We start from the raw sequence: 15,457 nt of genomic DNA on the forward strand, positions 1-15,457 counted from the left end.
TTAGCCATTAGCCATTAGCCATTAGCCATTAGCCATTAGCCATTAGCCATTAGCCATTAGCCATTAGCCATTAGCCATTAGCCATTAGCCATTAGCCATTAGCCATTAGCCATTAGCCATTAGCCATTCAAATTTTTAGAGAGTTATTTATTAATAAGAATAAGGTAAGCTTATCGGTTTTATGTTTTAGAGCTTCACTATAGTTAGGATATTATGTTGAGTATCGTAGAGTGTATAAGTAGATTAAATGGAGTCTAAGTTTAGAATGATCAATTTTATTATTTAAAATCGTTAAGGAACGATTAGGTTCTCTTTTCAGTATTGAGATCTACTGATGATTATAATTTTAACGCATAAAAATTTAAGCATAAAAAAAGGGTCGCAAATTGCGACCCTTTTCAATATGTAGAAAGATAGTAATTAGTTTACTCTGAAAGTAACTCTTCTTACTAGTTGTCTTGCTTCAGAAGAATTCTTGTCAACAGAAGCATCTTCACCATTACCATTGTGAGATAATCTAGAAGCATCAACGCCAGAAGCTACAAGTACATCGTGTACCATCTTAGCACGACGCTCAGATAAGTTTTTATTGTAAGCAGGGCTTCCTAATTCATCAGCATAACCTGTTAAAGTTGCAGTAGCACTTGGGTTATCCTTCATATAAGTTACTAGAGTATTGATAGCACCTAAAGAATAAAGAGCAGGCTTAGTACTATTGAACTGGAAGTATACGTTAACATACCCTTCGTTAATCAATTTCTTGATGATACCTTTGTCAGACATTCCGTTAGCACCATTAGCACCAGGCTTCATGTTAGCTAAGTCAGCTTTAGAAGCATAACGACCATCAAGAGCACTTTCCATGTCATCCGGAATACTATTGTTGTTTAAGTCAATAGCTCTACCTTTATTATCTACACGTACACCACTTTCAGTTGTGTTGTCTCTGTCTATATAATTTGGCACACCATCTTTGTCATCATCAGCATAATCTGTTGCCATTTTTTCAACATCAGCAGTAAGATTGTCAATTTTCTCTTCAACATCGTAAGTATACCAGTCAGAGTGAACATCTCCGTTACCTAAATAGATATTCAAACCAACAGAAGCATTTACTAACATACCGTCAAATCCTCTGGTACTTGCTCTACTTAATCCATCAAAAGTGATATCTTGTCTTACGTGTCCTAAAACAGACAAATCACCAAATAAAGCTACACTATTGCTTAATCTTATTTGTGGCGTAATACCAGCTTGAAAATTTAACATCCAGTCATTACCAGTTTCAACTGGATCAGTTCCTTTTAAATTAGAAACACCCATACCACCATGTAAAAGAAGACCTAGTCTGTCATGCAATTTATGTAAACCAACTATGTGACCTGCATTTACAACACCTTCCAGTGTTACTCTATAATATCTAGAGTCAAAATCACGGCTATTCTCATCGCTAGAAAAATTGTTGTAACCAAAATCTGCATTAAAACCAAATTTGTCGTTGACCATATATCTAACGCCAAGATCTGCTTGAAATAGTGATGGTGTGTTGGTAAATGCTCCAGAACTTACAGGGCGTACCGGTTTAGTTACACCAGCGCCCACATCGATAGACCATTTGTTGTAATCAGATTTTACTTCTTCCGTATCAGTTTGTGCAAAACCTATTAGGCCACACAAAGCAAATGATAATGTAATAATTTTTTTCATAAGATTTATTCTTGCTTTCAACCTGCAAATATATAATTATTACACTAAACCTAACCTTTTTATGAAAAGTTTTACTTTAAATTTATATTAACATTTAAATATTTTAATTCATTGTGTGGACTTATTCTTATTACATTTGTTCCTTTCGACTACACTTTAGGTTTCTCTATGTCTTTAAAAATTTTAATTACGGGAGCTGCTGGTTTTATCGGTAGTAATCTTTGCGAACATTTTGTGAGTAAGGGACATGACGTTTTAGGTCTTGACAATTTATCAACAGGTTCTCTTAGTAATATCGAAGGTCTTCGATTGAAAGATAATTTCAATTTTTTAAAGGGTGATATTCGCGATATTGAGACATGTCGTAAAGCAGTTTTAAATAGAGATTATGTTTTGCATCAAGCCGCTTTAGGTAGTGTACCTAGGTCCATCAATGATCCTATCACTTCAAATGACGTGAATGTAGGAGGTTTTTTAAACATGCTAGTTTCATGTAAAGATGCAGGTGTGAAGAAGATGGTCTATGCTGCAAGTTCTTCTACCTATGGTGATTCTAAAACTATGCCTAAAGTAGAGGAATTAATAGGTAAGCCATTGTCACCTTATGCGATAACCAAGTATGTTAATGAACTTTATGCCGACGTTTTTTATAAGACTTATGGATTGGATACCATAGGGTTAAGATATTTTAATGTTTTTGGACGTAGGCAAGATCCTAATGGTGCATATGCCGCTGTGATACCTTTGTTCATTAAGCAGTTAAAGAATAAACAATCTCCTATGATTAATGGAGATGGGTCCTACTCTAGGGACTTTACTTTTATTGATAATATTATTCAAGCAAATGAAAAGGCTATGCTTACAGTGCATCCTGAAGCTGTAAACTCTATTTTCAATATTGCATACGGAGAACGTACAGATCTAAAAATGTTAGTCGATTTACTCAAGACGTCTTTATCTAAATACGATAAATCTATTTTAAATATTGAAGTGATTTACGGTCCAGTGCGTGAAGGTGATGTGCCTCATTCTCTGGCTTCCATTGATAAAGCAAAGAGAATATTAAATTACCAACCTCAATTCAATCTAAGAGATGGGTTAGATGAGGCTGTAGATTGGTACTGGTCTCATTTATAATTATTAATTTCGCTTTCGCGAAAGCGTGATAAATCAGTATCATCAGTCGAATGAAAAAAAAAATAACTATAATAGGTCTAGGTTATGTTGGTTTACCCTTAGCTAGATTGTTTGCTACAAAATATAGTGTTGTAGGTTTTGATATCAAAACTCCACGAGTTAATGAAATTAACAATGGTATCGATAGTACCTTAGAGTTAACAAATGATGAGTTATCAAAGGTTCTTAAAGATTCTAATAATAATTATAAAGGGCTTTACTGTACCTCTTCAGAGCGTGATTTATTAGATTCTAATGTATATATTGTTACAGTTCCTACTCCGATAGATGAACATAATAAACCTTTGCTTGATCCTTTATTGATGGCTAGTAAAACCATTGGAAAATATCTAAAAAAAGGAGATTTTGTAATTTATGAATCCACTGTATATCCTGGCGTCACTGAGGAAGAATGTGCGCCATTATTAGAAGAAGTAAGTGGTTTAGTTTTTAATCAAGATTTTTATTTAGGTTATTCCCCAGAGCGTATCAATCCAGGAGATAAATTACATACCATTGAGAAAATACTTAAGGTCACCTCAGGTAGTACTCCTGATGCAGCATTGCAAATAGATGATTTATATAAAAGTGTTATTACTGCAGGAACACATATGGCACCTACAATAAGGGTGGCTGAAGCAGCTAAGGTTATAGAAAATTCACAAAGAGACATTAATATTGCTTTTGTAAATGAATTAGCTAAAATATTTAATAAACTCAATATAAACACTAATGATGTGTTAGCTGCGGCAAGAACTAAATGGAATTTTTTGCCATTCACCCCTGGTTTAGTCGGTGGGCATTGCATAGGAGTTGATCCATATTATTTAGCTCAAAAAGCGCAATCAGTTGGGTATCATCCTGAAATTATACTTGCGGGAAGGCGTGTCAATGATAGCATGGGAAGTTATGTGGCTTCAGAAGTTATCAAATTAATGATTTCTAAAGATATCATTTTAAAAGATGCTAAAGTCTTAATTTTGGGGTTCACTTTTAAAGAAAATTGTCCTGATGTTCGCAATACCAAAGTTATTGATATTTACAATAATCTAACTGAGTACAGTATAAATGCTTCTGTTTATGATCCATTAGCTGATTCTATTCAAGTAAAACAGGAATATGGGATTAGTAATTTAACTAATTTATCTGGAGAAAAATATGATGCTATAGTTTTGGCAGTGGCTCATAATGAGTTTTTAAAGATGGATTTACGGTTGATATCTAATGAAAATACAGTGGTTTATGATGTGAAAGGTGTTTTAAAAGCTGGAGCAGATCAAACTCTATAAAGAATTTAAAAAAAATAATGTTGAAAGAAATAAAGAATATCTGTTGTATTGGTGCAGGATATGTTGGTGGACCTACTATGACGATGATTGCGGCAAAATGTCCTCACATTAATGTGCACGTCGTAGATATTAATGTGGACCGTATTAATGCTTGGAACGATCCTAATACAGATCATATTCCTATATATGAACCTGGATTAGCATCTTTGGTAAATGAAGCTAGAGGAAAAAACTTGTTTTTTTCTACAGATGTAGATCAAGCGATTCAAGATGCTGACATGATTTTTATCTCTGTGAACACACCCACAAAAACTTACGGTGTAGGAAAAGGCATGGCAGCAGATTTAAAATATATTGAGTTATGTGCTAGACAAATAGCTGCTGTAGCTACATCAGATAAAATCATTGTTGAAAAATCGACTTTGCCGGTACGTACAGCTGAGGCATTAAAACGTATCTTAGATAATACAGGTAATGGAGTGAATTTTGATATTTTATCTAATCCTGAATTTCTTGCTGAAGGTACAGCAGTAAATGATTTATTGAATCCTGACCGTGTTTTAATAGGAGGAGAAGAGACAGATCGAGGTAAATTAGCACAGCAAGCATTGGTAAATGTATATTCAAACTGGGTTTCGAAGGATCGTATTTTGACTACCAATGTTTGGTCTTCTGAATTATCTAAGCTTACCGCAAATGCTTTTTTAGCACAACGAGTGAGTAGTATTAATTCTTTGTCAGAATTATGTGAGGTTACTGAGGCAGATGTAGATGAGGTAGCTAGAGCAATCGGTTCTGACAGTCGAATAGGTTCTAAATTCTTAAAAGCTTCGGTTGGCTTTGGTGGTTCTTGTTTTCAGAAAGATATTTTAAACTTAGTATACATATCTAAATCTTATGGCTTAAATGAAGTTGCAGATTATTGGGAGCAAGTCATTATCATGAATGATTATCAAAAAAGACGTTTTGCTAAAAAAATCGTAGAAACTTTATTTAATACTGTTTCTGGTAAGCGTATTGCAATATTGGGATGGGCATTTAAGAAAGACACTAATGATACTAGAGAATCTGCTGCAATTTATGTGGCCGATTACTTATTAAGTGAACAGGCAGAGCTAGTCATATATGATCCTAAAGTGACAAAAGATCAAATTTTTTCTGATTTAGAGTATTTAGGTTCAAGAAGTACAGAAGAAAATAGAGATTTGGTTGAAGTTTCAAATTCACCTTACGATGCTGTAGAAAATGCACATGCCGTTGCTATATTAACAGAATGGGATGAGTTTGTGACTTATGACTGGAGTAAAATTTATAATTCAATGTTAAAGCCAGCTTTCTTGTTTGATGGGAGACGATTATTGAGTGATGAATTAATGAGAGAAATTGGCTTTGAGTTTTATAAAATAGGAAAAGGGTAATATATCCATATTTAGAACTTTTAATTAGGTGACTATTTGGTGATTATAAATGAGAATGCAGTTATAAAAATGATTTAATCTATTTATCTTTGCAGCTTTTGTTAAAAAAATAAAGTTTTAGAAATGGCAATACTAAAAAAAGTTTTAATTGTATTCGGAACAAGACCAGAGGCCATAAAAATGGCTCCTCTTGTTAAAGAGTTTTTGAAATATAAAGAATCTTTTGAAACAAAAGTTTGTGTTACGGCACAACATAGGGAAATGTTGGATCAGGTATTGCAGTTTTTTGAGATTACTCCTGATTTTGATTTGGATTTAATGAAGCCAGGCCAAAACCTTTATTCATTGACAGCAGATATAGTAACAGGTATGAAGCCTGTTTTAGAAGATTTTAATCCAGATTACGTATTTGTACATGGAGATACTTCTACAACAATGGCAACAAGTATAGCGGCATTTTATAATCAATCCAAAGTATGCCATGTAGAAGCTGGATTGCGAACAGATAATAAATGGTCTCCTTTTCCTGAAGAAATTAATCGACAGGTTACCGGTAGAATCGCTGATTTTCATTTTGCTCCTACGGTAACATCTGAAAGTAATTTACTTAAAGAAAATGTACCTTCTCATCAAATTGTAATTACAGGAAACACGGTAATTGATGCATTGCTTGAGAGTGTAAATAAAGTGAATGATGACCCTAGTGATCTCATTAAAAAACTGAATCACGATATAGGTGATCAGGAAGTACTTCTCGTTACCGGTCATCGTAGAGAGAATCATGGTGATGGCTTTATTCGTATTTGCGAAGCTTTAAAAGAAATCGCATTAGAAAAGCCTGAGCATTTAATTATTTATCCAGTTCATTTAAATCCTAAAGTACAAGAACCAGTGAAACGGATTTTAGCAGGTATTAGTAACATTATGCTTATCGATCCACTTGCTTATGAAGATTTTATTTGGCTTATGAATCGATCTAAACTAATTATTACAGATAGTGGAGGAGTGCAAGAAGAGGCTCCTAGTTTAGGAAAGCCAGTTTTAGTGATGAGGGATACGACTGAGCGCCCTGAAGCTGTTGAAGCGGGAACAGTTATTCTTGTGGGTACCGACAAAGATTTAATTGTTTCTGAAACACTAAATTTGCTTAATAATTCAGATCGATTTACTGAAATGAGTAAATTACACAATCCATATGGTGATGGTAAAGCTTGTCATCGTATTGTAGAATTTATCAAAAATCAAAAGTAACAACATGCAACCAGAAGTAGTAATGATAGGGCTAGGCTATATAGGCCTGCCTACCGCAGCACTAATAGCGTCAAATGAAGTAAATGTTCATGGTGTTGATATTAATCAACATGTAGTGGACACCATAAATAGAGGTGAAATTCATATAGTTGAACCTTCCTTAGATGAAGCTGTTGCTAAGGCAGTGGATAAAGGATATCTTCAAGCGGCAACGACGCCAGTTGAGGCTAATAATTATTTAATCGTTGTTCCCACTCCTTTTAAGGATAAAAATGAACCTGATATTTCATTTGTTGAAGCTGCAACTAGAGCAGTGCTTCCTTTGTTAAAAGAAGGTGATTTGTATATCATTGAATCTACTTCTCCAGTAGGGACTACTGAAAAAATGATGGATTTAATTTATGAAAACCGTCCTGAACTTAAAGATAAACTTTTTATAGCCTACTGTCCAGAAAGAGTCTTACCAGGTAACGTTATGCATGAACTAGTGCATAATGATAGAGTAATAGGTGGTGTCAATGCTGCAAGTACTGAAAAAGCAATTTCTTTTTATTCCAATTATGTAAAAGGCTCTTTACATCCTACAAACGCTAGAACGGCAGAGATGTGTAAGCTAGTGGAGAACTCTTCCAGAGATGTACAAATTGCATTTGCAAATGAGTTGTCTCTCATTTGTGATAAAGCGGGAATAAATGTTTGGGAACTGATTGAGCTGGCTAATAAGCATCCACGAGTTACTATTTTACAACCAGGTTGTGGTGTAGGAGGACATTGTATAGCGGTAGATCCTTATTTTATCACAGCAGATTTCCCTATGGAATCACAAATAATAGGGAAGGCCCGTGAGATTAACAATTATAAATCATTCTGGTGTGCAGAAAAGGTGAAAACCGCAAAGTTACAATTTCAACTCAAGCACGGTCGTAAGCCTAGTATTGCCATCATGGGACTGGCTTTTAAACCTAATATTGATGATTTACGAGAGTCACCAGCGAAGTATATTGCGCAAAAAGTACTTCAAGATGCAAATGATGAGGAATACTATATTGTAGAACCTAACATTAATGATCATAAGGTATTCAAAATAACCGATTATAAAACCGCTTTCGCGAAAGCCGATATAGTAGTTTATTTAGTTGCTCATGATGAGTTTAAACAATTGCCGAAAGATTCTGATAAATTGATTTTGGATTTTTGTGGAGTCAATAAATAACTTTAATGGAACGTGCAAATTCATTACTCAATAATACATTCATATATGCAATAGGTAACTTTGGGTCAAAAGTATTGAGTTATGCAATGGTTCCATTGTTTTCTTTTTTTGTCAATAAAGAAGATTTAGGTTTATATGATCTATTTTTGACATCCATCAGTTTGTTATTTCCTGTGGTAACATTACAGTTATCAGAAGCAATGTATCGATGGTTATTAACTTCTGAAAATCTAAGGGATAAGAGAAAAGTAATATCGACAGGCATATTCTCAAGTCTTATATTGTTAACAATCTTTGGTTTATGTTATCTGATTAGTACTTATTTTTATAGTTTTAGGTATCAAGAGTATTTTTATCTACTATTAATTGGTGCTAGTCTGTTTCCTATTGCTCAACAAATCATTAGAGGATTAGGGAAAAATAAATTGTATTCATTCATTGGTTTACTAAACTCAGTGTTGCTTGTGTTTTTCAATTTACTTTTTCTTTATTTTTTAAATTATGGCTTATTAGGTATTTTGTTGGCGTCTATTTTGTCTTATTCTTTAAGTGTTATTGCTTGTGTGTTTCTAGGTGAAATTTATACATATATAGAATTTAGGAGTTACACTTTAAAGCATTTATTTGAATTGCTTAAGTATTCGACACCCTTAATTCCAAATGCGATTAGCTGGTGGTTAATTAATGCAGCAAATCGTTTTTTAATATTACATCTTATGGGGATTGAGGCAAATGGTGACTTCGCAATTAGCTCAAGATTTCCTGCAATTCTTGCCATAATTAATTCTATTTTTATGCTTGCCTGGCAGGATATTGCAATTTCAAAAATTAATGATAATGAAGATGTATCATTTGTTTCTAAATTATTTAATCAATTTTTAATTTTAGAAATTTGTTTAACTATTTTATTAATACCTATATCTAAATTTCTAGTTAGTTATGTCGTCGAATCTAGTTATCAAGATACTTGGAAATATATGCCACTATTGTTTTTAGGAACTGCTTTCTCGTCCTTTTCAGCCTTCTATGGTTCTATTTATTTAAAAGAAAAACGTACGATAAATTTATTTACCACAACAATTATTGGTGGAATAGTGAACCTAGGCATAACATATTTATTAATTCCTTTGATAGGCTTATTTGCTCCAGGTGTAGGTACACTACTTGGGTTTGCAACTGTTTTCATTTTAAGAGTGGTAGATTTAAAAAGCTATCTTTTCTTAGATATTAAGTGGTTTAAATTAATTTCTCTAACTGTTATTTCTATATTATTGTTTTTACTTGCATTAAAAGACCTGTTTTCAATACATATTCTTATTTTTGCCATTGGTTTAGTATTGTTTGTTTCTCTTAATAATAAGTTGTTCAAATATTTTAAATCCTTTTTAATATCAAAATTTAAATTTCTAAATTAAATGAAATACGCTCTTTTAAAACATAGTCATGGTGATGCTGGAATTGTTAATTATGGTGATCATATACAGAGTCTAGCTGCTAAACAATATTTGCCTCATGTTGATTATTATATTGAGCGAGATGAGCTAAATGCTCCAATTCCTGAAAAGGTCAAACTAATACTTAATGGTTGGTTTACATATAAACCAGAAAATTGGCCTCCACATGAGAATATAGATCCTTTGTTTGTATCATTTCATCTGAATCCAAGATTTGCTGATGTCATCTTTAATAATCCAGAGGCTGTTGCTTATTTAAAAAAGCATAGTCCGATAGGATGTAGAGATTTCAGTACCTTAAACTTAATGCAAAAACACGGAATCGATAGTTATTTTAGTTTTTGTCTTACATCAACTCTTGATATTGATTATAAGACAGATGAAAAAACTGAAAACATTTATTTTGTAGATGTTCTTTATGATTATGATCAAAGGTATGTTTACAAGGCTGACCCTAAAAGAATACTTTATCATACTGCTACAGGTAGGATTTTTAAAACCATGAATCTTCCTAAGAAAAACAAAATTTTAAAAGAACATATCCCTCAGGATATTATAGATAGAGGTATTGTAATTAATCAATTTTGTTCTAATAAAATTTCTAATGAAGAAAAATACGAAATAGCTGATGAAACTTTAAAGAAATACTCCAAAGCAAAGGTAGTGGTTACTTCTAGAATCCATTGTGCGTTACCTTGTCTAGCAATGGGAACACCAGTATTATTTTTATTTAATGGACTGGAAGATGAATCTGGTCATTTATCTCGTTTTAAAGGGACGGTTAATCATCTCAACATATTAACAACTAAACCGAAAGCTGAAGTAGATGCTCTTTTTGAGGCAGATATGAATGTATTTGCACCAGAGGATATCGATTGGGAGAATCCTCCTTTAAATCCAGTTTCAAACGTAGAATTGTCAAATAATCTAAAGAAAATAGTTCAAGATTTTATAAAAAAATAGCCGTTAAACAGAACATATTTACTTATTAAATAATTCTGATAAATGGATGATTTTTATTTTTTTACAATTTTTATTGCATTACTTTCTTTCGGTTCAAGGAAATTAAGTTTTGTATTTTCAATTGTAGGTGTTTTTATTTTTTTAAGCATACTGCCTGATACTGGGTTTGACTACTCGAGATATGAAGCCACCTTTGAAGGTGGCTATTTGATAGATAGTTTTCCTTTTTTTAAGACACATTCTACAATTGATGCAGAGCCACTTTATCTTTGGTATAATGCATTTATGAGTTTTGTTTTAAATAAAAATTTTCAACTCTTTTTATCATTCAATTTTTTAGTTTGTGTTTTTATATCAAAAATTGCGTTTAAAGAGGTTTCAATTACTAATTTTTATTTATTCTGGATATTTCTATTGCCCGTAATCATTCCAACCATTTTTTATTATTCGCCTAGATCTTCTATCTCCTTTTTTCTGATTTTGTTTGCATTTATGAAATTTATTAGAGGTAACTATGTTCTAGCCATTTTGGCGATACTTGCAGGTATTTCTATACATAGTCAATTTTTATTAATATCTGCATTATTAATATTTACATATTTCTTTCTGAATTTCAAATCTAAATTTCAGCTTGATTCTAGTAAGAGATATATTATTATAATTGCTGCTAGCTTAACTGTTTTGTTAATATTTATCAATTACTTTTCTTCCGTACTAGTATCGTTACTTTCATTTTTACCTTCTGCTGATTTAGCTACAGCTAAGCTTCATTACTTCGAGACAGCTAGAGAAGGTTTTAGAGTTACTTCAATATTGTCTATTATTGTATATCCTTTGCTAGCTTATAAGTTGGTATTAAATATTAAAGAACAAAAACTTTTAATGTTTAAAACTGAATATTTGGATCGAGTTTTTATTATAATGCTATTTGCTGTGATCTGTTATGGAGCATCTATTAATATTGCTTATTTTAACAATCCACATTTAGCCGGAAGGTTATCCAGATTTTCAGATTATATAGGAATGGGAATTTTACTGCCCTTATCCTTAATAAGGATATATAATAAAAAGTTACTTAATCCGGTTTTAGTTTTATTAGTTATTTTAAGTCCAATTATTTTTGGTACATTATATCATAACGTTGATTGGGGGCTTTAATGAAAAATAAAATATTAATTTTAGGTAAAATACCTCCACCAATTGGTGGTGTGACAATTCATGTGCAGCGATTATTAAGTCGTTTAGAAAGCGATGCGTTAAGTTTTAAGTTTCTCGGTAGCACAAAGAATATAATCTTACTCATAAAAGAACTCAGAAATTTTAAAATTTTACATTTACATAGTAGTAGTCCATATTATCGTTTGCTTATTGTATTAATTAGTAAATTTTGTAATACAAAAACAATCGTTACAATTCATGGTGATTTAGGTAGGTTTAATTCTGCTTTTAAAAACACAGTCGATAGTATGGCGGTTCGGTTTTGCACCTTACCTATTGTCTTGAATAAGGGAAGCTATGATAAAGCTATAAAATTAAATTCTAAGGTAAAATTAATAACAGCTTTTATTCCACCATTAAATAGACTGGAGTTATCGACTGTAATAGAGGATAAACTATCAAGTTTTTCAGAAAATTATCAACTCACTTTTTCAACTAATGCCTTTAATAGAACAATAGATAAAAACGGAGATGAAATCTATGGAATTGAAATGCTCATCCCTTTATTCACGAAGCATTCTGATTATGCTTTGATAATATCTGATCCATCGGGTGCCTATAGCGAGTATTTTAAAGATCAAAAGATTACAGTTCCCATTAATATTCATATTATTAATTATCCACATTCGTATTTTGAAATTCTGGATCGAGTTGATGTTAGTATCAGAAATACGAGTACAGATGGTGATCCATTGTCTATCAAAGAGTCTCTATTTTTAGGTACGCCAGTCATTGCATCAAATGTTGTCAGTAGGCATTCTGATTGTATCTTGTATTCAAGGGATTCTTTAAGCAATGATTTTGAGACTATTATTGAACTGCTTAAATCACATACAATAAATAGTCCAATCAAAGATGGGTCGATTGAAATTTTTAAATTGTATCAACAATTTTTTGGTAATATCTAATTATGATAAAAATTAATCGTAATAATAATTTTGATTTAGTTCGTTTAATAGCGTCTTTACAGGTAGTTTTATTTCATTCTTTTGAGCACTTAAAGGTTGAGAACGATATAATAGAATTGTTATTCACAAATTTCTTTAACTTCTTTCCTGGTGTGCCAATATTTTTTTTTATTAGTGGATTTCTGATAACTGCTTCTTATGAAAGAAATAGAAATGAAATATTTAAGTATTTTAAAAATCGATTTCTTAGAATTTTTCCCGGATTGTGGGCTTGTGTTCTTGTTTCTCTTTTCATTTTGCTTATAGAATTTAATGACTCCTTTACAGTATTGTTCACTGATTTTAATTTGTGGATATGGTTTGTTACACAGATTTCTTTTTTCCAGTTTTATACACCAGATGTATTAAGATTTTGGGGTGTAGGTACTCCAAATGGTAGTTTATGGACTATTACTGTTGAGCTTCAATTTTATCTCATATTACCGCTTATTTTTTCTTTGTTTTATAAACTTAAAATGAATAAATTTTTATGGACCTTCTTTTTCCTTACTTTTCTTATTCTTAATTATTTTATCACTAATATAACTTCCGAAAATAGCTTTGTTAAGCTAATCAATGTAAGTGTTATACCCTATTTGTATTATTTTATTATTGGTATTATCATATACAAATACTGGAATTTCTTTTTTCAATTTGTAAAAAATAGAGGTGTTCTGTTTTTGACTATCTATCTATGTTTCATGTGGATTGTTCATAGCTATTTTAATATTAATGCGACATCGTATAATGTCACAAATCCTCTAAAAGTAATAGCTGATTTTTTACTTGCTATGGTTGTTTTTTCATTTGCATTTACTAGGCCTACTTGGAGTAAAACTGTCTTAAATGGAAATGATATTTCTTATGGCGTTTATATATATCATATGTTAATTATTAATTTATTTGTTCATCATAAGTACACTAATAATATATTAGTTTTTCTGATGGTGCCTTTTATTGTTGCTCTTATTGCATTTTTATCCTGGAAATTCATAGAGCGCCCAGCTTTAAAACTGAAATAACTTTAGCCTCTCATATTTATTATAATTTAACACTTTATTCATGAGCCATGTTTTTAAGTTTCTTTTCATACTTTGCCTCATTTACTCATGCTCTAATAAAGGAAATTTTAACTTTAAAGTTAAAACTACTCAACCTTTAAATAAAACGACAACCATTGTAACCACTAGTTCAAATAGAAGTGATCTTTATAAATCGTACAACAATGGCGAGTTTCATCCTATCATACAAACTTCAGAAATCAATAGTTATTTGCCTAAGGTAATATTGATAGGGGAAAAAATTTATTATTCTGTATTATTAGAAGCAGCAAGTAACTCAAATGAGCGATTAACTGTTAGCTTAGAAAATACATCGTTCTCAAATTTTAAATGTTATCGTATTATACCAATTAGTGATTGGTATTCAGAAGCAAATAAACATAAGGTCTCTCTAGAGTTTATACCCGATGCTTTATTTGCTTTAAAAAGACTAACAGATAATCGATTTAGTTTTGATATTGAACAAGGGGAAAAAGTTCAATTGTTTATGGAAATGGAAGGGATATCGGCAGGTAAACATAATGTCGATATTAAACTTTCGTCTTTGAAAAATAATGGGGTTTACAATCTCTCTTTTCCTGTTGAAGTTGTAAAAGATAATAGTTCAGATTTTAAAACCAACAGTATTATCTTTAATAATATTAATCTTCAAAGCGGTAAATATGTTGTAGACACTTGGAAAGAAGTAGGTTTTACTCATTTACAAGTTAATTATATACCTACTGTTTATTTTAATTCAAATGGAGATCCGCAAAGTTCAATCATCTCTAATTCTTCAAACTCAACAGGTTTTAGAAACACAGCTTATCCTTGGTTAAAAGACGGTGGTTCTATTCTACTTTTTTGGGAAAGTAATTATGATAAAGTAGCACTTTTAAAAGATGGAGGATATTTAAAACCTTTTACGGCACCTTGGTATAAAGCCTATAAATTTATATTAGAAGAGCAATTTAGATTACTCAAAGAATTGTATCCTCACGTATCTAAAGATAATATCATAGTTTATGTTGCAGATGAGCTGAAAAGTGTAGATATAGAAAATAAAAAATTTACCGTGAACCAGCTTAGAGACTTTTCTGTTTTTCTAGAGGACGAATTATCTGAATTTAAAACATTAGTTACTTATGGTTATCAATCAGATGTAGCATCCGTTGATTTATTAACAGGTATAGATATCAAAGTTCCTCATGTTAATTTACCAGTTTCTAATATCTTGTTGAATAAAACAATAAAGCCTACTGATATCTATAAAGAACTGAACATTGAAAACAAATGGATGTATAGTGTTGAAAGAGGTAGATTTTCATCACTAGAAAGTTTTAGATTTAATCCAATGATAGCTGTTGCTCATGGTTATAAAGGTTATAGTTGGTATGCATTTACTGATCATGCAGGATCTACATGGTATGCTACTGACCTTAATAGACTTGATTATTCTATGTATTATCATTCAGAACCAAATAATCCAATTTATTCTTATTGGAGCTCTAGAATGGGAACAAATGAGTATCTTACTTCATCCCTTAGATTAAAGTCTATAGAAAAAGGGTTGTTAAATGCTTCAATTTTAGAAAATATTTTAAGTAAGAAGGACTCTTTATCAAAAAATCAACGTTATAGACTAGATGAAATATTACAAATTCTATTAGAGTATAATGTAACATATACTGAAAAACCTTCTTTTTCTGAAGCTTATCATAATAAATGTAAGGAAATAGAAATAAGTTTAAGACTTTTGCAATCAGAATTAAATTAGAGTG

Annotated in this window: 12 protein-coding genes; 11 read left to right on the top strand and 1 reads right to left on the bottom strand. The window is 31.5% G+C overall.

Features of this window, described 5'->3' with window-relative positions; all coding sequences use genetic code 11:
- Positions 1–420: 420 nt before the first annotated feature.
- Positions 421–1,707: an OmpA family protein gene (locus tag ACJJVI_RS09030; RefSeq protein WP_042271527.1), complete on the bottom strand. Its 1,287-nt coding sequence runs from the start codon at positions 1,705–1,707 to the stop codon at positions 421–423.
- Between the two features lie 168 nt (positions 1,708–1,875).
- Between ACJJVI_RS09030 and ACJJVI_RS09035 the strand changes: the two genes are divergently transcribed.
- From ACJJVI_RS09035 to ACJJVI_RS09085, 11 genes are all read left to right on the top strand, one after another.
- Positions 1,876–2,844 carry an SDR family oxidoreductase gene (locus ACJJVI_RS09035; RefSeq protein WP_042296819.1) on the top strand — a complete coding sequence of 323 codons (969 nt, stop codon included), beginning with the start codon at positions 1,876–1,878 and terminating at the stop codon, positions 2,842–2,844.
- 50 nt (positions 2,845–2,894) lie between these two features.
- A complete protein-coding gene (locus ACJJVI_RS09040) occupies positions 2,895–4,172 on the top strand; it encodes a nucleotide sugar dehydrogenase (RefSeq protein WP_405351533.1) in 1,278 nt (425 codons plus the stop codon).
- Positions 4,173–4,189: 17 nt separating this feature from the next.
- Complete coding sequence (locus ACJJVI_RS09045; protein WP_405351535.1) at positions 4,190–5,590, top strand: UDP-glucose 6-dehydrogenase; 1,401 nt, start codon at positions 4,190–4,192, stop codon at positions 5,588–5,590.
- A gap of 123 nt (positions 5,591–5,713) precedes the next feature.
- The gene (wecB, locus tag ACJJVI_RS09050) at positions 5,714–6,841 is read left to right on the top strand and encodes a non-hydrolyzing UDP-N-acetylglucosamine 2-epimerase (protein ID WP_405351536.1); all 1,128 of its coding nucleotides are present in this window, start codon (positions 5,714–5,716) and stop codon (positions 6,839–6,841) included.
- A gap of 4 nt (positions 6,842–6,845) precedes the next feature.
- A complete protein-coding gene (wecC, locus tag ACJJVI_RS09055) occupies positions 6,846–8,054 on the top strand; it encodes a UDP-N-acetyl-D-mannosamine dehydrogenase (RefSeq protein ID WP_405351538.1) in 1,209 nt (402 codons plus the stop codon).
- A gap of 5 nt (positions 8,055–8,059) precedes the next feature.
- Positions 8,060–9,469, top strand: coding sequence for a lipopolysaccharide biosynthesis protein (locus tag ACJJVI_RS09060; RefSeq protein WP_042296817.1), 1,410 nt, complete (start codon positions 8,060–8,062; stop codon positions 9,467–9,469).
- Entirely contained in the window at positions 9,470–10,471 is a 1,002-nt protein-coding gene (locus tag ACJJVI_RS09065) for a polysaccharide pyruvyl transferase family protein (protein ID WP_052408540.1), read from the top strand.
- Between the two features lie 42 nt (positions 10,472–10,513).
- Positions 10,514–11,629 carry an EpsG family protein gene (locus ACJJVI_RS09070; RefSeq protein ID WP_042296816.1) on the top strand — a complete coding sequence of 372 codons (1,116 nt, stop codon included), beginning with the start codon at positions 10,514–10,516 and terminating at the stop codon, positions 11,627–11,629.
- Complete coding sequence (locus ACJJVI_RS09075) at positions 11,629–12,597, top strand: hypothetical protein (RefSeq protein WP_405351541.1); 969 nt, start codon at positions 11,629–11,631, stop codon at positions 12,595–12,597. Before ACJJVI_RS09070 ends, ACJJVI_RS09075 begins: the two co-directional genes overlap by 1 nt.
- 2 nt (positions 12,598–12,599) lie before the next feature.
- Positions 12,600–13,658: an acyltransferase gene (locus tag ACJJVI_RS09080; RefSeq protein ID WP_348021353.1), complete on the top strand. Its 1,059-nt coding sequence runs from the start codon at positions 12,600–12,602 to the stop codon at positions 13,656–13,658.
- A 40-nt stretch (positions 13,659–13,698) separates the two neighbouring features.
- Positions 13,699–15,453 carry a hypothetical protein gene (locus tag ACJJVI_RS09085; protein ID WP_405351543.1) on the top strand — a complete coding sequence of 585 codons (1,755 nt, stop codon included), beginning with the start codon at positions 13,699–13,701 and terminating at the stop codon, positions 15,451–15,453.
- Positions 15,454–15,457: the final 4 nt, after the last annotated feature.

Origin of the sequence: Nonlabens sp. Asnod3-H03, assembly GCF_045063665.1 — a bacterium.
Taxonomy (GTDB): domain Bacteria; phylum Bacteroidota; class Bacteroidia; order Flavobacteriales; family Flavobacteriaceae; genus Nonlabens; species Nonlabens ulvanivorans.